Here is a 17,288-nt window from a genome sequence, read left to right on the forward strand (position 1 = left end):
GACCGTTGAGAACCAACTCACCCTCCGTCGGTCAATGTGACCAGCGCCACATCGGCTTGGCCGGCGCTGATATATAGTTCACCCCTCGGTTCCCTCTGACTACGAGTGCCCCATGCTTAACAAAGGATTGTTCCTGGCTTGCGCGCTGGCCCTGCTAAGCGCCTGCGATTCCTCCGATAAACCGGCTGCACCGCCTGCGCCCACCGTGGCGGCAGCGCCGAAGCCGGTCAAGGCGGCAGTGGATGTGGCGGCGTTGAAGCAACGTTACGCCGGGCGTGAGTTGAGTGTGGTGGACGTCTCCGAGGTGCAGTTGGACGGGGCCAGCACCTTGTCGGTGAGTTTTTCCATCCCCCTGGATCCGGAGCAGAAATTCGCCGACAAGCTGCACCTGGTAGACAGCAAGTCCGGCAAGGTCGACGGTGCCTGGGAGCTGTCCGATAACCTCATGGAACTGCGCCTGCGCCACCTGGAGCCGCAGCGCAAACTGGTGCTGACGGTGGATGCCGGGGTGAAGGCGGTCAACGACAACACGCTCGCCGCCGAGTACAGCGCCCGCCTGGAAACCCGCGACCTGCAAGCCACTGTCGGCTTCGCCAGCCGTGGCACGCTGTTGCCGACGCGCCTGGCCGAAGGCCTGCCGGTGATCGCGCTGAACGTCGACAAGATCGATGTTGAATTCTTCCGCATCAAGCCCGAATCCCTGCCGTCGTTCCTGGCGCAGTGGGGGCGCAATACCAGCCTGCAAAGTTATGAATCCCGCGAACTGCTGCCGCTGGCTGACCTGGTCTACGGCGGTCGTTTCGACCTCAACCCGGCGCGCAATACCCGCGAAACGCTGTTGCTGCCGATCGCCGGCCTCAAGCAATTGCAGCAGCCGGGCGTGTACCTGGCGGTGATGCGCGCCTCGGGCACCTACAACTATTCGCAACCGGCCACGCTGTTTACCTTGAGCGATATCGGCCTGTCGGTGCACCGCTACGCCAATCGCCTGGATGTGTTTACCCAGGCGTTGGAAGGTGGCAAGGCATTGGATGGCGTCGACCTTGAAGTGCTCGATGCCGACGGCCGTGTGCTGGGCCAGGGCAAGACCGAGAAGGGTGGTCACGCTGAGTTGCCGTTGCCGAAAAAGGCCCAGGTGCTGCTGGCCAAGCAGGGCGAGCAGACCAGTATGCTGCGCCTGGACAGCGCCGCCCTTGACCTGGCGGAGTTCGACATTGGCGGCCAACCTTCGCACCCCCTGCAGTTCTTTGTGTTCGGCCCGCGTGACCTGTATCGCCCCGGCGAAACCGTGCTGCTCAACGCCCTGCTGCGCGACAAGGACGGCAACGCCGTCAAGCCGCAACCGGTGAGCGTCGAAGTGCGTCGCCCGGATGAGCAGGTGAGCCGCAAGTTCGTCTGGGATGCCGACGCCTCCGGCCTCTACCAATATCAACTGCAACTGGCCGGCGAAGCACCGACCGGGCGTTGGCAGTTGGTATTCGACCTGGGCGATGGCAAGCCGCAGCTGTATGAATTCCTCGTCGAAGACTTCCTGCCCGAGCGCCTGGCGCTGGAACTCAAGGGCAGCGACACAGCATTGAGCCCGGCGGATAACCCGGTGATTAAGGTCAATGGTCGCTACCTCTATGGTGCGCCGGCGTCGGGCAACCGCGTCAGTGGGCAAGTTTACGTGCGACCGTTGCGCGAAGCGGTCAAGTCGCTGCCGGGCTATCAATTCGGCTCCGTCACCGAAGAAGAACTGAGCCAGGACTTCGAGCTGGACGAAAGCGTGCTCGACGCCAAGGGCCAGGAAGAACTGACCCTGGAAAGCAAATGGGCCGAGGCCAAATCCCCCCTGCAGCTGATCGTGCAAGCCAGTCTGCAAGAGTCGGGCGGGCGGCCGATAACCCGGCGCCTGGTGCAGCCGATCTGGCCGGCCGAGCAACTGCCGGGCCTGCGCGGGCTGTTTGACGGCAAGGAAACCAATGGCGATGGCCCGGCGGAATTCGAAGTGCTGCTGGCCAACCAGGACGGACAGAAACTCGCGGCGCAAAACCTCAAGGTGCGTCTGGTGCGCGAGCGCCGTGACTACTACTGGAATTACTCGGACAGCGATGGCTGGAGCTATCACTACAACGAGAAATTCCTCAACCTCGACGAACAGACCCTGAACATCAAGGCCGGCGATACCGCCAAGGTCAGCTTCCAGGTGGAGTGGGGCCCGTACCGTGTCGAGGTCGAAGACCCGCAGACCGGTCTGGTCAGCAGCCTGCGTTTCTGGGCCGGCTACCAGGCCCAGGACAACACCGAGGGCGGCGCCGTGCGCCCCGATCAGGTCAAGCTGGCACTGGATAAACCCGCGTATGGCGACGGCGACACCGCCAACGTCACGGTCACGCCGCCGGCTGCCGGCAAAGGCTACCTGCTGGTGGAATCCGCCGAAGGGCCGCTGTGGTGGCAGGAAATCGACGTACCGGCCGAGGGCAAAAGTTTTGCCGTGAAGCTCGACCCGAAATGGTCGCGTCATGACCTGTACGTCAGCGCCCTGGTGATTCGCCCAGGCGAGCGCAAAGCCAATATCACCCCGAAACGCGCGGTGGGCCTGCTGCATTTGCCGCTGGATCGCACCCAGCGCAAGCTTGGCGTGACCCTCACCGCGCCGGAAAAAATGCGCCCCAAACAACCGCTGACGGTGAAGATTGCCGCCAAAAACGCCGATGGCAGCGTGCCGAAACAGGTGCACGTGCTGGTGGCGGCGGTGGACGTGGGCATCCTCAATATCACCGAGTATCCGACACCGGATCCGTATTCCAGCCTGTTCGGCCGCAAGGCCTATGGCGTGGACCAGTTCGATATCTACGGCCAATTGATCGAAGCCGGGCAGGGCCGCCTTGCCAGCCTGGCCTTTGGGGGTGACGCCGCGCTGGCCAAGGGCGGCAAGCGCCCGGACACCAGCGTGACCATCGTCGCCCTGCAAAGCGCACCGGTGACCTTGAATGAGCAGGGCGAGGGTGAGGTCAGCGTCAACATCCCCGACTTCAACGGCGAACTGCGCCTGATGGCCCAGGCCTGGAGCGATGACCGCTACGGCATGGCCGAAGGCAAGACGGTGATCGCCGCACCGCTGATCGCCGAGCTGTCGGCGCCGCGCTTCCTTGCCGGCGGTGACCAGACCACTCTGGCGCTCGACCTGTCCAACCTGTCGGGCAAGGCGCAGAAACTCGATGTGCAACTGAGTGCCGAAGGGCAGTTGGAGCTGGTCAACAGCGGCGCGCAAACCGTCGAACTCAAGCAAGGCCAGCGCACCACCCTGCGTATCCCGGTGAAAGCCTGGGGTGGTTTGGGGCAGGGCAAAGTGAAGGTCACGGTCAATGGCCTGGACCTGCCCGGTGAGAATCTGCCGCCGTTCAGCCGCGAATGGACCCTGGGCGTGCGCCCGGCGTACCCGGCGTTGCTCAAGCATTACCGCGCGGTACTCAAAGGCGAGCCGTGGAGCCTGCCAGTCGGCGCCCTGGATCAATTCGATGCCTCTGGGCGTGAGGCGTTGCTGAGCCTGTCGAGCCGGCCGCCGCTGAACCTGGGCGCGCAGATCTCGGCGCTCAAGGCCTACCCTTATGGGTGCCTGGAGCAGACCGCCAGTGGTTTGTACCCGTCGCTGTATGCCGACAATGCCTTGCTCAAGCGCTTGAGCATCAAGGGCGAGCCGGATGCCGAGCGCAAACGCAAGATCGAGCTGGGTATCGAGCGCCTGCTGGGCATGCAGCGCTACAACGGCAGCTTCGGTTTGTGGGGCGCCGATGGCGAAGAGGAATATTGGCTGACGGCCTACGTCACCGACTTCCTGCTGCGCGCCCGTGACCAGGGCTTCGCGGTACCGCCCGAAGCGCTGAAAAAAGCCAGCGAGCGCCTGCTGCGCTATGTGCAGGAACGCAACCTGATCGAAGTCGACTACAGCGACAACGCCGACCACACCCGCTTTGCCGTGCAGGCCTACGCCGGCATGGTGCTGGCGCGCAGCCAACAGGCGCCGTTGGGCGCATTGCGCAGTATCTTCGAGCGACGTAGCGACGCGCGCTCCGGGTTGCCGTTAGTGCAACTGGCCATCGCCCTGCAGAAAATGGGCGACCAGCCGCGCGCGGATCAGGCCTTGCTGGCCGGCCTGGCGGCGCAACGCAACGCCAAGGAATGGCTGGCCGACTACGGCAGCCCGCTGCGCGACCAGGCGATGATCCTGGCGTTGCTGGAAGAAAACGACTTGGCCAAGGGCAAGCGTGAGGAGCGTTTGTTTACCCTGTCCGATCAATTGGCGGCCAGCCCGTACCTGTCGACCCAGGAGCGCAATTCGCTGTTCCTGGCCGGGCGCCTGGGGTTCGCCCAGCCCGAGTCAGCCTGGAAGGTCCTGCTCAATGGCAGCGGTGGAGAGCATGAGCTGAACAATCAACAGTCGACGCTGGACCTGGAAGGCAAGCTGCTTTCTGGCGATCTGAACCTGACCAATCAGGGCGATGTGCCGGTCTACCAGCAACTGACAATCTCGGGTTATCCACAGGTGCCACCGGCACCGGGCGGCGACAACCTGAGCATCCGCCGTGAATACCTGGGCATGAATGGCCAGCCGCTGAACCTGCGCAACCTCAATAGTGGCGACCTGGTGCTGGTGCACCTGGCGGTGAGCGCCAAGCAGCGCGTGCCGGATGCCTTGGTGGTCGACCTGTTGCCTGCGGGCCTGGAGCTGGAAAACCAGAACCTGGCACAAAGCGCGGCCAGCCTGGAAAACGCCAGCAGCCAGGTGAAGGAATGGCGTGAGTCGATGCAGAACGCGGCGCTCAAGCATCAGGAGTTTCGCGATGATCGTTATGTGGCGGCCATCAACCTCGACGGCGACGGCACCACGCACTTGCTGTACCTGGCACGGGCAGTGACGCCGGGCACTTATCGCGTGCCGCCGCCGCAGGTGGAGTCGATGTACCGGCCGAACTGGCAGGCGGTGGGGGAGACGCCGGCAGACCTGGTGATCAAAGGACGCTGAAATTTCACGGTTGATCACTGTAGGAGCGGGCTTGCCGGCGAAGAACGCAAGAACACCGCGTTTATTCAGGATGTCAGCGTTATCGTTGACGTCCTTCGCGAGCAAGCTCGCTCCTACAGTGGCTGGGTGTTTTGGGTTTAGTGGACGACCCAACTGAGCAGCCACAGCCCAAGCATCAGCCAGATCACCCCGATGATGATCGAGGCGCGCATGAACGCGCGGACGGCCGAATACAGGAACAGCAGTCCGATGATCAGGGTGATGATGCTGATGATCGAGGTGTCCATGCCCAATGCTCGGGACATGCCACCGACAAAGTCGCCGCCAGCGTTGGAGAGCATGTTGAACAGCCCGCTGAAGAACTCGACGATGTAGTGGATGATCAGACCGAGTGTGTGACCCAACCATCCGAAAAAGTCTACTTGCATAGGTGTGTCTCGATGAAAGAGTGGACGAAAGTGCCAGCATTGAGCCTTTGGTCGTTTATCAACCCGGCGAGTTCCCGTGAAGCATAGAGGTTTCGTCGCTTGAATTTGCGTTTAGTTATCCGCTGGACCCTGGCGAGCCTGGTCTTGATGGTTGCCTTGCTGTGGCTGGCCGATCGTATCTGGCCGTTGCCGTTACCCAAGGACGATCTGGCGCGGGTGGTGCTGGCCGAGGATGGCACGCCGTTGTGGCGGTTTGCCGATGCCAACGGCGTGTGGCGTTATCCGGTGCAGACCCGCGAAGTGTCGCCCTATTACCTGGATGCACTGCTCACTTACGAAGACCGCTGGTTCTACCAGCACCCCGGCGTGAACCCGTTGGCGCTGGCACGGGCGACGTGGCAGAACCTGACGGGCGCGCGGGTGGTATCGGGTGGTAGCACCCTGTCCATGCAGGTGGCGCGTCTGCTCGACCCGCACTCGCGGACCTTCCACGGCAAGTTGCGCCAACTGTGGCGTACGGCGCAGTTGGAGTGGCACCTGTCCAAGGAACAGATTCTCAACCTGTACCTCAACCGCGCGCCATTTGGCGGCACGTTGCAGGGCGTGGCGGCCGCCAGTTGGGCGTACCTGGGCAAGTCCCCGGCGCAGCTGACCCACGCCGAAGCCGCCTTGCTCGCGGTATTGCCCCAGGCGCCGAGCCGCCTGCGCCCGGACCGCCACCCCCAGCGCGCCCAGCAAGCCCGCGACAAAGTGCTGCGGCGCCTCGCCGAGTTCCAGGTGTGGCCACAATCGGCCGTCGATGAGGCGTTGGAAGAACCCTTGCTACTTGCCCCGCGCCTGGAGCCCAGCCTGGCGCCATTGCTTGCGCGCCGCCTGAACCGCCCCGACAGCCCGCCGCTGATCCGCACGACCGTGGATGCCACCCTGCAACGCCGTCTCGAAGACCTGTTGCTGGGCTGGCGTGCGCGGTTACCGGAACACACCTCTGCTGCGATCCTGGTGGTGGAAGAAGAAAGCATGGCCGTGCGCGCTTATCTGGGGTCAGTGGACATCAACGACGCCAAGCGCTTTGGCCATGTGGACATGATCAGCGCGTTGCGTTCGCCGGGCTCCACCTTGAAACCCTTCCTGTATGGCATGGCCCTGGACGAGGGCCTGATTCACTCCGAATCGCTGCTGCAGGACGTGCCCCGGCGTTATGGCGATTACCGGCCGGGCAACTTTTCCATGGGGTTTACCGGCGCAGTGCCGGCGAGCACGGCGCTCTCCAGTTCGCTGAACCTGCCGGCGGTGCAGCTGTTGGAAGCCTACGGGCCCAAGCGCTTTGCCGCGCAGATGCGCATCGGCGGCGTGCCTTTGGCCCTGCCGGCGTTGGCCGAACCCAACCTGGCGCTGATCCTCGGTGGCGCGGGCAGCCGCCTGGAAGATCTGGTCAGCGGCTACAGTGCCTTCGCCCGTGACGGCAGGAGCGCAACGATTCGATTACAACCAGACGACACGCTGAGAGAGCGGCCATTGCTGTCGCCAGGGGCCGCCTGGATTGTGCGGCGCATCCTCAGTGGTCAGGCCCGCCCTGACCGCGACCCGCGTGCCGAACTGGTGCAGCGTCCGGTGCTGGCCTGGAAAACCGGGACCAGCTACGGCTTTCGCGATGCCTGGGCGATTGGCGTGGGGCCGCGCTACTTGATCGGTGTGTGGATCGGCCGCCCGGACGGCACGCCGGTGCCGGGGCAGTTCGGTTTGGCCTCGGCGGCGCCGCTGATGTTGCAGGTACACGATGTGCTGGCCAACCGCGACAGCCAGCGCGGCATCAGCGCGCCCGTCAAACCGGTGCCGGCCAATGTCGGCGTGGCCGCCATCTGCTGGCCGCTGGGCCAGCCCATGAACCGCAGCGATCCGAATTGCCGCCGCCAGCGCTTTGCCTGGACCCTCGACAACACCACGCCGCCGACCTTGCAGGCGTTGGATCAACCGTTGAGCGTCGGCTTGATCGAAAGTGTCTGGGTCAATGCCAAGGGCTTGAGGGTGGATGCTCATTGCCCGGGCGCCGTGCCCAGGAACATCGCCCTGTGGCCCGCACCGCTGGAGCCATGGCTACCGAGGGTCGAGCGCCGTGAAGCGCGGATTCCCGTCGCCGACCTCGATTGCCCACCACCGGCGCTGGCGGCGTCATCGCCGTTGTCGATTGTCGGCGTGCGCGAAGGCGACCAACTGCGCCTGCCCGCCGCCAGCCAGCAAACCCTGCGCCTGAAACTCTCCGCCCTGGGCGGCAGCGGCCGGCGCTGGTGGTTCCTCAACGGCGCCCCGTTGGGTGATAGCGCCAACCAGGACTTTATCAACGCCAGCTTCGAGCGGTTGGGCCGCTATCAGCTCAGTGTGTTGGATGAGGCCGGTCAAACCGCCAGGCTTGAATTCAGCGTGGTGGATTAGGGCCCCCGATGGCGTCGCTGAGCACACCACCGCTATTCACTTGCCTTCACTCTCCATCCCCCTGAAGCTATACCCATTCAGGAGCCCCCTATGAACCTCGAACACCTCACCGAACGCCTGCACCGCATCCGCGATACCAACGACTGGAAGCCATTCCACAGCCCGAAGAACCTGGCCATGGCCGCCAGCGTGGAAATGGCCGAACTGGTGGAAATCTTTCAATGGCTCAGCGAAGACCAGTCCCGCCAGTTGCCCGCCGACAAACTCGCCCATGCCGGCCAGGAAGTGGGCGATATCGTCCTGTACCTGCTGTTGCTGTGCAGCGAGCTGGGCCTGGACATGAACGAGGTGGTGCGCGCCAAGCTGGCCGACAGCGAACGGCGGTTTGCCCATGAGTGACCGGCATTTCGACCAGTTGGCCACGCGCTTTGCCGAGAAAATCTATGGCGGTGCAAAAGGTGCCATTCGCCTGGCGGTGCTCCAGGCCGACCTGGCTGAAGTCCTGCCCGACCGTCCGTTGCGCGTGCTGGATATCGGCGCGGGCCTGGGGCATATGTCGCTGTGGCTGGCCGAGCGCGGCCATCAGGTGACCCTGGCCGAACCCGCCGAGCCGATGCTCGAAGGCGCGCGCCAGCGCTTCTCCGAGGCCGGGCAGAGCGCCACCTTTATCCATGCGCCGTGGCAAGACCTGCTCGGCCAGCTCACCGAGCCCTACGACCTGGTGCTGTGCCATGCGGTGCTGGAATGGCTGGCCGAACCCCATGCGATCCTGCCGGTGCTGCACCAACTGACGCTGCCCGGTGGCTGGTTGTCGCTGGCGTTCTACAACCGCGATGCACTGATTTATCGCAACCTGCTCAAAGGCCACTTCCGCAAAATGCGCAAGAATGACATGGCTGGCGAAAAGCAGAGCCTGACCCCGCAACAGCCTCTCGACCCGCGCGAGTTGGCGGCGCAACTCGAAGGGCTTTGGCAGGTCGAAAGCCAAAGTGGCGTGCGGGTATTCCACGACTATATGCCGGTGGAATTCCAGGCCCGCGCGAACTTACCGGACCTTATTGAGATGGAACTCGCTCACCGTCGTCACCCAAGCTTTGCCGGACTTGGGCGTTATTTGCACTGGATCTGCCGTCCGGTATAAGCGGCCCAGTCTGCGGAGGTCGAAATGCGTCGTCTCTGTTTGATCCTGTTATCCCTCGGGCTGGGCGCCTGCTCCAGCCCTAATCCTTATGTGGCGGCGTCTGCGCCCATGCCGCCAGCGCCCGCGCAGGCAGCCAAGACCTTTGATGCCAGCGCCTACCCGGCGCCGGTGCGCGACTATGGCGCCTACCGCAATTGGGCCTGGCGCAACGGCCAGTTGCCGGCGGGCACGGCCTGGGCGGATTCGGCGCAAGTCGCCGAAGCGGTCAGCGGCGCCCTCGATCAGCGCGGCCTGCGCCCCTTGCATGACAACCGCCCGGCGGACCTGCTGGTGAGCGCCGATGTGCGCCTGGAGAAGCGTCTCAAGCAAGTCCGGGACGACTACGGCTACGGATACGGCGGCTATAACCGCTACGGTCCGGGCTACGGCATGTACAACTCGGTGCCGATCGTGCGCACCTATGAAGTGCAAGTGGTGGTGGTGCGCGTCAACCTGTTCGACGCCCGCAGCGGCCAGCCGGTGTGGAGTGCCAGCGCCGAAACCGGCAGCCAGGGCAGCCTCAGCGAGCGCGCCGATGCCTTGCGCCAGGCCGTGCAAAAGGCGATGACGGCGTATCCTCCGAGTTAACAGCTATTCTCATCTAAAGCCCGGGTCGCTCTTTGGAGATCAACCATGTTCCGTCGTATCGCTACGCTAGCTTTTGTTGTGCTGCTGGGCGGTTGCCAGACCAGCCAGGTCAACCACGATTTTGATGCCAGCCGAGACTTCGGCGCCTACCGTAACTGGGCCTGGAAAGACCCGGCCCTGCAATACCGCCCCGACGATCCGCGGATCAAGAGCGACCTCACCGAACAACGCATCCGCCAGGCCGTTGGCGAACAACTCGACCAACGTGGCCTGCGCCCGGCGGCTGCGGGCACCAAGGCAGACCTGAATGTGCAGGCCTACTTGATCGTCGAAGACCGCCAGCAACAAGTCACCACCAACTATGGCGGCGCCTGGGGCGGCCCGTGGAACGGCTACTGGGGCGCGCCGATGTACAACGAAACACGCAACATCACCTACAAAGTGGCGACCATCCAGATCGACCTGCTCGACGGCAAGGACGGCAAGCTGGTGTGGCGCGGCAGTGATGAACAGATGATGAGCAGCACACCGAACCCGCAGGATCGCAATAACGCCATCCGCACGACGGTGACCCGCATCCTCTCCAGCTATCCCCCGCACTGACCTTCTCCAGGGGCGGGCTGCCGATGGCGAGGGAGCGTGCTCGCCATCAGCTTGATTTGTGGCGACTTGCCAGCGCCCCCGTAAAGCCTTGTCTACACTCCACAGCATCTACGGAGAGTAAGCGCTAAGGAGTGCTCGATGTCTCCCCGACTTCGTTGCAGGCAGCGTGGTGCGATTGGCTTGATGGCGGCCTTGACGCTTGGTCTGGCGTTGGTTTTCCTGTTGCTGGTGGTCGACAGCGGGCGGCTCTATCTTGAAAAGCGCAAGCTGCAAGGCATCGCCGACATGGCCGCGCTGGAAGCCGTTCAGCGCAATGGTGATTGCCTGGCGGCGAGCAACAACACCGCCACCGCCTATGCTGGCGCCAGTGCTGTGCGCAATGGCTACATTATCCCGCCTGCCAATGCACTGGACGTTCGCTGTGGTTCGTTGACCACGGCGGCTACGAATCTACGGGTGTTTTCCGCAGATGCCACCCAGCGCGATGCGATTCAGGTGATCGCCTCGCGCCCGGTGTTGACCAGTGTCGCCGGTGGCGTGTGGTCGCTGTTCAATGGCGGCGCCTACAGCCTGAACACGCTGTTGACGGCCAAGGCCGTTGCCGCGCCAAAGATTTTGCCGCCCCAGGCGCAATTGACCATCAAGTCCACGCTGGTGACGGTCAACTCCAACGATTCAGCGGCGCTGAATCTGCTGTTCGGCAAACTGTTGGGCGGTAGCCTGTCGCTGGATGTTGCCGGCTGGCAGGGCCTGGTCGACAACAATCTCAACCTGCTCAGCTATTTGAACCAGTTGGCCGTGAACGTGGGTGTCCAGGCGGGCAATTACGACGAGTTGCTGGCCAAGAACCTCAAGCTCACTCAACTGATCGATGCGGCTGTCACGGTGCTGCAAGCCGGCTCCGGCACCGCCACGGTGGCTGCCTCGGGGCTTGCGCAGATCAGGGCGTTGGTGGGCGACCTGGACGTGACGTTGGGCAACGTGCTGCAGTTGCAGACGGGGGCGGTGGCCGCCGGGCTCAACACCACACTGAATGTGTTCCAACTGGCGCAAGCCTTTGTGCAACTGGCCAACAAGAAGAATGGGGTGGTCGCTGAAGTGCCGGTGACTATCCCGGGGGTGATCAACGCCAGCGTCAAGCTCAAGGTGATCGAACCGCCACAACTGTCGGCGATAGGCGACCCCACGTACGCCAAGAACAAGACCGATGCGAGCACGCGGATTTATGTGCGCACGGCTCAGCTCAGCCTGGGGCTGACGGTGGCGCTTCCGCTGCTTAATACGCCTGCGGTGAATCTGGTATTGAACGGCTTGGTCAGCCCGCTTACGGACGTGTTGAACAATCTGCTCAGCCTGAATTTGGCCGGAACTGTCAGTTCGCTCCTTTGTGCGGTCGGAGGGACGCCTTGCCGGACCACCGACTTGAGGCTGCTGTCCTCCGCGACCGACCCTTCTGTGCCCAGTGTCGATGTGATTCTGGAACTGGGTATTGCTGAAAGCTATGTCACAGGGTTTACCTGTGCGAGCGATGCGACCAAAACGCTGACCACCCAAACCAACGCCTCGGTGGTGACCATCAAAATCGGCCAGAGCCCCACCCTGATCAATTCGTTGGGTACCAGTCCGCCGCTGGCGACGGTGCCACCGCTGCCGGTGATCGACATCGGTGCGGTGACCTGCCTCAAGCCGTTGTTGGGGCTTGGCCCGACCACCTGCGATTACCCTAACCGCAAGGCATTTTATGGCGGTGGGATTGGGATGCTTATCGACCCGGACTTGGGACCGATCACCGCCGCTGGTAGCGCCTACACCTACAACCAGCCACCGGAGATCAAGCAGCCACCGCTCTACCATGGGCTCTCGACCGCTAGTTTGGTGGCGTCCCTCGGGCAGGCGTTGCAAGGACGGTTGAAGTTCCAGGTTTACAAACCCACAGGCTTCAACCTGCTCGGCGGGTTATTGACAACCAGTGCCACGCTGCTCAACGACGTGAATACCACCCTGGGCAACGTCATCGGTACGGTGCTCAGCCCGATTGTCGATCCGCTGGTCAATGGCGTGCTGTCCACGCTGGGCATCAACCTGAACCAGGTTGAAGTCGGTGCCAACCTCAGTTGCAAGCCCCACGGGCAGGCGGCGCTGGTGATTTAAGCGTCCACGATGGGCAGCTCCACACAAAACCTGGCCCCCTCTTCGCCATTGACGACACTCAAGCGTCCGCCCATGTTTTCCACAATCCCGTAGCTCACCGATAACCCCAGCCCTGTGCCCACGCCAATCGGCTTGGTGGTGAAAAACGGTTCGAAAATGCGCTCCAGCAGACGCGGGTCAATACCGCCGCCGTTGTCCTCCACCCAGATGCGCACGTGGCGGCTGTCCTGCTCGCAATGCAGCGCGATCCAAGGGCGCAGTGCCGGATTTTTTTCGCGCTGGCTCAACAGCGCGTCGCGGGCGTTGACCATCAGGTTGATCAGCACTTGTTCCAGTTGATCGACATAGCCTTTGACCTGCACCTCGACGTCTGCCGCGGTGATACGCAAGTCCAGCCCTTTGCCGCGCAGGCCTTCGCTGAGCAGCGCCAGCGTGCCCTCCACGGCCTGTGCCGGGTCGAACGGCTGTTGCTCCAGTTCCGAACGCCGGCCGAACACCCGCATATGGTCCACCACCCGCGCCGCGCGTTGCACCTGGGCGTCGATGCGCTGGAGTTTTTCGGTGAGGTAGTCGACGTCGGCGTTGCCGTTGCTCAGGCGCTTGAGCACATTGACGATGGCCATGCGCATCACGTTCAGCGGTTGGTTGATCTCATGGGCCAGGCCCGTGGCCATTTCGCCGAGGGTGGCCATCTTGGCGCTTTGGGTCAGTTGTTGCTGGGAACGGCGCACTTCGGTGTTGTCGCGGCCCACCGCTTGCACCTCGACCAGCGCGCCGTGCTCATCAAACACGCCGCGGTCCGACCACACCCACCACGCGTGCTCACGCCCAGGCAGCTCCAGGCTGATTTCGGCAGTGCTGACCGGGAACTCCGGGGTCAACTGGTGGATGCGTTGCACAAAGGCCTGGCGCTGTTCTTCCGACAACCAATGCCCCAGGTTCATCCCTGGCAGTTGCGTAGGCAGGCACTCCAGATAGTTGGCCAGCGGCGTGTTGCCGAAGGTCAGTGTGAGGTCCGGGCGATACCGGCAGATCATTGCCGGCGAGTCTTCCACCAGGATGCGGTAGCGCTCTTCGCTTTGCTTGATGTGCTCGGCGGCCAGGGTCGCTTCGGTGACGTCCAGCCACAGCCCGACGGCCTCGACCGGTAAACCGAGGTCATCGCGTAGCAGCTTGGCCTCGTCGAGCAACCAATGGTAATGCCCCTGTTTGTCGCACACTCGATAGCGGCTGCGCACATTGCCTTCGCGCAGCAGTTGGCGCGTGCGTTCGAAGTAGCGGTCGCGGTCTTCGGGGTGGATCCATTCGACAAGGGCGGCCGGCGTGCACTCGGCGAGGGTGCGGCCGAGCAGAGGCAGCAGGCTGTCACTGAAAAACAGCGGCTGCAGCGTGCCTTCGACATACCGCTGCACGTAGATGATGGCCGGGGAGCTGGCGATCAGGTTATCCAATCTTGCGTGGGCGGCGGCAGCCTGTTGCTCCTGGTTCTTGATGTCGCTGATGTCGAGCATGAAGCCAATCAGCCGGCGACTGCTTCCGGCGCCCAATGCCTGGCCCTGCACGCGATACCAGGTGGGGCTGTGTGCCGGATCCACAGGATGCAGGCGCACGCTGGTAGACACCGGCTTGTCCAGCGTTTGCAAGTCTTGCAGGCGGCTGGCGAGCTCCTGCCGGTCAGCGGGGTGGATCAGCATCAGCCAGTCCGTCAGGGCCATGCGCGGGTTGCTGTGGCTGGGGCTCAGGTGCTGCAACAACTGCGGTGCAAGCTGTATCTCTTCACTGTCTGCGAGTAGCTCCCACCAGCCGGTACCCAATAAGCCTTGCAGCGCTTCCAGCCGGTCCAACTGCTGCTGATGACGCTGCTCGCGAAGGCGACTGAGTAACGGCGCGGCGAGGGCGGCGGTCAGTTGCAGCCAGGCACGCTCACTGGCCTGTTGTTCTGCACGATAAAAACCGCAGAGCAGCCAGGCGGCAACGCCATGACCGTCACGGTAGGGCACCAGGAAACCGTCGGCATTGCCGAAAATTCCGTGCAAGCGTGGATGTTCGCTGTGGCCTTGATTCAAGGTCACGCTCAAGGGCGTCTTGCCGTCCAGGCTATCCAGTGTGGTTCCCAGGGCTTGTCCGTCGTGCCACAGCGCCGCAGCATCGTGGGCGCGGTAGTGGCTATGGATCAGCCAGCCCTGGTCCTGGTCGTCGAGCAGGGCAATGGCGACACAGGGGATCTGCCAGCGCTGCGCGATACTTTGCAGGTTGTCCTCAAGTACCTCGGGCAAGCGTGCCAGGCTGCACACCCGTAAGCGCTCGCTGACCTGTTCGTTCAGGTACTGATTCTGTTCACTGGTTTGCGCTTGGTGACGGTGGGTAATCAAGTCGCCGATGTCCAACAGCTGCAGCAGCCACCCATCACCTTGAGGCTGAATCCAGCCTCGGGTTTGCAAGGGCTGCCCGGCGTAACCTTTGAAATCCAGGTCGAGGTTCTGCCCCTGCCAGTCGCCGGGGTGGCCCTCGATCACGACGGCGCTGCGCTCCTCCAGATAGTCCGACAGCGGCACCGGATGTTGCGGCGCGGGCGTCTTTGCCAGGCGATGACATAGCGCGCCGTGGGTGTCCACCACGCGGCCGAGGTTATCCAGGTAGATATGCAGGCCGACGTGCACGGGAGGCTGGGCCGACAAGGCCGGGAGACCAGGAGGGCGGCCCAGGAGTCGATCGAAAAACTTTTCCCCAGAGTTCAAAACTGCAGGCTCGCTTGGGCTGAGAGTGTCGCAGGCAAGTTGGGCACCGCGCCGAAGCCGGGCAGGACCAGAAACGGCAAGACGTTCTTAAGGTTGTCGGACGGGTAGTTGATTTGCACGGTCAGCATTCCGTTCGAATAAGTCGCCGTGACATAAGCCGGCACGAACTTGAAGGCGGGAGGCAGCCATTGCAGTTGTGCCTGGGCGGCGGCGGCGGCGCGGTTTTTCAGGGCATCGGAGTAGCCTGGGGTGGTGGGGTCGAGCGCCACGCCGCGCCTCACACCTTCTGCCGTTGCCTGGTTGAAGGACTGCAGCAGCAACAGCGGCAGGCTGTAGCTGACCAAACCGTAAAACACCGCAAAAAACAGCATGAATACCAGCGCGAACTCAAGCGCGGCGGCACCTTTCTGCTTTCTAGGGAGGCCTTTTTTCATGACTGCGTCTACCCTGACAACCACTACCTGATATCAGCATAGAATCATTCAGCGGAAAGGGATTTTTTTTACGTGATTCAGAGCCTGTTGCTGTTTGTTTGGCTGGCGTTGTGTGCCGTGCAAGATATCCGTCAACGCCAGATCGCCAACCACCTGACCCTGGGTGGGTTGCTGCTGGCATGGGTTTACGTGCTCTGGAACGGCACCACCTGGCTGGGTGCCCCGGCCGCCGACGGCGGTTGGGCGTTGGGCCTGGCGCTGCTGTTTACCTTGCCCGGTTATGCCTTGGGCCGACTGGGCGGCGCGGATGTGAAGCTGTTGGCGGCATTGGCGTTGGCAACCGACAGCCATTACTTGATGGGTACGTTTGTCGGTGCGGGAGTGGCCACTGGCGCATGGCTGTTACTGGCGCCAAAGTTGTGGCCGCTCATGAATCAAGGGGTTAGAAACGCTCTGCATTACCTTCAGCCGCAGGTGTCAAATAAGCAGCCATTTGCGCCTTTTCTGTTTGTGGGATTCAGCCTGACCTGGGTTTGGATCCATTAGTCGTGACGTAGCCTAGTGCTATGTACATAGTCAGAAAGTGCGTCTACGTTTGTAGTTACGTTGTGCGCAAACGCAGCGGAGTAATGGAACGGTTGGTCTTTGGCTTGCCCAGGCATGGAGTTGCGCGTGAACAAGCTTACCTCTGAAGTGAAAGTGCTCGTTGTCGATGATCAGCCGCTGATTGTGGAAGAACTCTGCGAGTTTCTCGAAAGTAGCGGCTATCTCTGTATCCCTTGTCACTCAAGCCTTGATGCGATCGCGCGTTTTCGCGAAGACCCTAAAATCGGTCTGGTGCTCTGCGATCTGCACATGCCGGAAATGGACGGTATCGAGTTGGTGCAGGCGCTGCAGCGCCTGGCCGGCAAGCAGCGCGTGTTCGAGGCGATCATGCTGACGGGGCGCTCCGACAAGCAGGATGTCATCAAGGCGTTGCGCGCTGGAATCGCGGACTACTACCAGAAACCCATCGACCTCAATGAACTGCTGGAAGGTTTGCAGCGTCAGGAGGCCGCGCTGCAAGAGCGGCATAAAAGCCTTGAACTGGGGCAGTTGAACCAGAAACTGCAGTTCCTCTCGGCGTCTATCGATGACCTTTATCACGATCTCGATAAAGTCCGCAGCAGCCCTCAGCCGCCCGCTGTCCCTGACGCTGTGGAGGGCGAAGGCGCGGTCATCGAGATGCCGGTAATCTTCAAACAACTGTCACCGCGCCAACTGGATGTGGCCAGGCTGGTGGGCAAGGGGCAGACCAACTATCAGATTGCCTGTGAGTTGGGCATCACGGAAAACACCGTGAAGCTCTACGTGTCCCAGGTGCTGCGCCTGACGCATATGCATAACCGCACGCAACTGGCGCTGGCGCTGTCCCCCAACACGGCCTCGATACACCAGCGGGTGACCGCTCACTAGTGGCCGCCGCCCGCTGAATTGCCGCCCTGTTTCTGCTCGAAATACTCAGGAATCGCGTGTTTGTAACTGTCTATCAGGCGCTGCATGGCGTTCTCGCGCTCAGCGGGGGTGGCCTTCTGCGGCGTGGAGGACGCCAGTTGGCCGCTGACTTGCAGTTGCAGCCAGCCTTCGGTCTGTTGCTGTTGCGGCGAGGACGGGCCGGGCTCGATGGCCAGGGCGGTCAGGGGCAGCGTTGCCAGCAGCAGGGCGGCGAGCCGTGTGAGTTTCATATCA

13 protein-coding genes are annotated in these 17,288 nt (G+C 62.7%); 9 read left to right on the forward strand and 4 right to left on the reverse strand.

From position 1 onward, the window contains the following. Positions 1-112: 112 nt before the first annotated feature. Complete coding sequence (locus tag J1G35_RS22170) at positions 113-5,008, forward strand: alpha-2-macroglobulin (protein WP_223016012.1); 4,896 nt, start codon at positions 113-115, stop codon at positions 5,006-5,008. A 137-nt stretch (positions 5,009-5,145) separates the two neighbouring features. Here the strand turns inward: J1G35_RS22170 and J1G35_RS22175 are convergent, their stop codons facing one another. Next, positions 5,146-5,436, reverse strand: coding sequence for a hypothetical protein (locus J1G35_RS22175; protein WP_053134642.1), 291 nt, complete (start codon positions 5,434-5,436; stop codon positions 5,146-5,148). Positions 5,437-5,535: 99 nt separating this feature from the next. Here J1G35_RS22175 and pbpC point away from each other — a divergent pair, with 99 nt between their 5' ends. The 6 genes from pbpC (at position 5,536) to J1G35_RS22205 (ending at position 12,388) form a co-directional block, all read left to right on the forward strand. After that, complete coding sequence (pbpC, locus tag J1G35_RS22180; protein ID WP_223016013.1) at positions 5,536-7,866, forward strand: peptidoglycan glycosyltransferase PbpC; 2,331 nt, start codon at positions 5,536-5,538, stop codon at positions 7,864-7,866. A 90-nt stretch (positions 7,867-7,956) separates the two neighbouring features. Beyond that, positions 7,957-8,265, forward strand: coding sequence for a MazG-like family protein (locus tag J1G35_RS22185; protein WP_027607985.1), 309 nt, complete (start codon positions 7,957-7,959; stop codon positions 8,263-8,265). Continuing rightward, positions 8,258-9,007, forward strand: coding sequence for a methyltransferase domain-containing protein (locus J1G35_RS22190; protein ID WP_223016014.1), 750 nt, complete (start codon positions 8,258-8,260; stop codon positions 9,005-9,007). The genes J1G35_RS22185 and J1G35_RS22190 overlap by 8 nt, the downstream gene beginning before the upstream one ends. 24 nt (positions 9,008-9,031) lie before the next feature. Next, entirely contained in the window at positions 9,032-9,634 is a 603-nt protein-coding gene (locus J1G35_RS22195; RefSeq protein ID WP_223016015.1) for a DUF4136 domain-containing protein, read from the forward strand. A 45-nt stretch (positions 9,635-9,679) separates the two neighbouring features. After that, positions 9,680-10,237, forward strand: a complete 558-nt coding sequence (locus J1G35_RS22200; protein WP_053134651.1) for a DUF4136 domain-containing protein — start codon at positions 9,680-9,682, stop codon at positions 10,235-10,237. A gap of 138 nt (positions 10,238-10,375) precedes the next feature. Next, positions 10,376-12,388 (forward strand): pilus assembly protein TadG-related protein, encoded by a 2,013-nt coding sequence (locus J1G35_RS22205; protein WP_223016016.1) that lies wholly within the window; start codon positions 10,376-10,378, stop codon positions 12,386-12,388. Here the strand turns inward: J1G35_RS22205 and J1G35_RS22210 are convergent. Both J1G35_RS22210 and J1G35_RS22215 read right to left on the reverse strand, forming a co-directional pair. Then, positions 12,385-15,126 (reverse strand): PAS domain-containing sensor histidine kinase, encoded by a 2,742-nt coding sequence (locus J1G35_RS22210; RefSeq protein ID WP_223016017.1) that lies wholly within the window; start codon positions 15,124-15,126, stop codon positions 12,385-12,387. The two genes, J1G35_RS22205 and J1G35_RS22210, sit on opposite strands and share 4 nt — an antisense overlap. After that, positions 15,123-15,560 carry a TadE/TadG family type IV pilus assembly protein gene (locus tag J1G35_RS22215; protein WP_053134659.1) on the reverse strand — a complete coding sequence of 146 codons (438 nt, stop codon included), beginning with the start codon at positions 15,558-15,560 and terminating at the stop codon, positions 15,123-15,125. Before J1G35_RS22215 ends, J1G35_RS22210 begins: the two co-directional genes overlap by 4 nt. Before the next feature lie 72 nt (positions 15,561-15,632). On the opposite strand from J1G35_RS22215, the gene J1G35_RS22220 reads away from it, so the two are divergent. Both J1G35_RS22220 and J1G35_RS22225 read left to right on the forward strand, forming a co-directional pair. Further along, complete coding sequence (locus J1G35_RS22220; RefSeq protein WP_053134662.1) at positions 15,633-16,106, forward strand: prepilin peptidase; 474 nt, start codon at positions 15,633-15,635, stop codon at positions 16,104-16,106. Between the two features lie 126 nt (positions 16,107-16,232). After that, on the forward strand, positions 16,233-17,015 hold the full coding sequence (locus tag J1G35_RS22225; RefSeq protein ID WP_053134779.1) for a response regulator transcription factor: 783 nt from the start codon (positions 16,233-16,235) through the stop codon (positions 17,013-17,015). On the opposite strand, the gene J1G35_RS22230 is transcribed toward J1G35_RS22225, so the two are convergent. Then, positions 17,012-17,284 carry a DUF3613 domain-containing protein gene (locus tag J1G35_RS22230; RefSeq protein WP_223016018.1) on the reverse strand — a complete coding sequence of 91 codons (273 nt, stop codon included), beginning with the start codon at positions 17,282-17,284 and terminating at the stop codon, positions 17,012-17,014. The two genes, J1G35_RS22225 and J1G35_RS22230, sit on opposite strands and share 4 nt — an antisense overlap. Positions 17,285-17,288: the final 4 nt, after the last annotated feature.

It is taken from the genome of Pseudomonas sp. SH10-3B (assembly GCF_019891415.1).
In the GTDB taxonomy this organism is placed as follows: Bacteria; Pseudomonadota; Gammaproteobacteria; order Pseudomonadales; family Pseudomonadaceae; genus Aquipseudomonas.

Excerpts from the sequence above, each read along its gene's own strand:
- J1G35_RS22215 (WP_053134659.1), bottom strand. The coding sequence starts at position 15,560 with ATGAAAAAAGGCCTCCCTAGAAAGCAGAAAGGTGCCGCCGCGCTTGAG.
- J1G35_RS22205 (WP_223016016.1), top strand. The coding sequence starts at position 10,376 with ATGTCTCCCCGACTTCGTTGCAGGCAGCGTGGTGCGATTGGCTTGATG.
- J1G35_RS22230 (WP_223016018.1), bottom strand. The coding sequence starts at position 17,284 with ATGAAACTCACACGGCTCGCCGCCCTGCTGCTGGCAACGCTGCCCCTG.
- J1G35_RS22200 (WP_053134651.1), top strand. The coding sequence starts at position 9,680 with ATGTTCCGTCGTATCGCTACGCTAGCTTTTGTTGTGCTGCTGGGCGGT.
- J1G35_RS22175 (WP_053134642.1), bottom strand. The coding sequence starts at position 5,436 with ATGCAAGTAGACTTTTTCGGATGGTTGGGTCACACACTCGGTCTGATC.
- J1G35_RS22170 (WP_223016012.1), top strand. The coding sequence starts at position 113 with ATGCTTAACAAAGGATTGTTCCTGGCTTGCGCGCTGGCCCTGCTAAGC.
- J1G35_RS22190 (WP_223016014.1), top strand. The coding sequence starts at position 8,258 with ATGAGTGACCGGCATTTCGACCAGTTGGCCACGCGCTTTGCCGAGAAA.
- J1G35_RS22195 (WP_223016015.1), top strand. The coding sequence starts at position 9,032 with ATGCGTCGTCTCTGTTTGATCCTGTTATCCCTCGGGCTGGGCGCCTGC.
- J1G35_RS22185 (WP_027607985.1), top strand. The coding sequence starts at position 7,957 with ATGAACCTCGAACACCTCACCGAACGCCTGCACCGCATCCGCGATACC.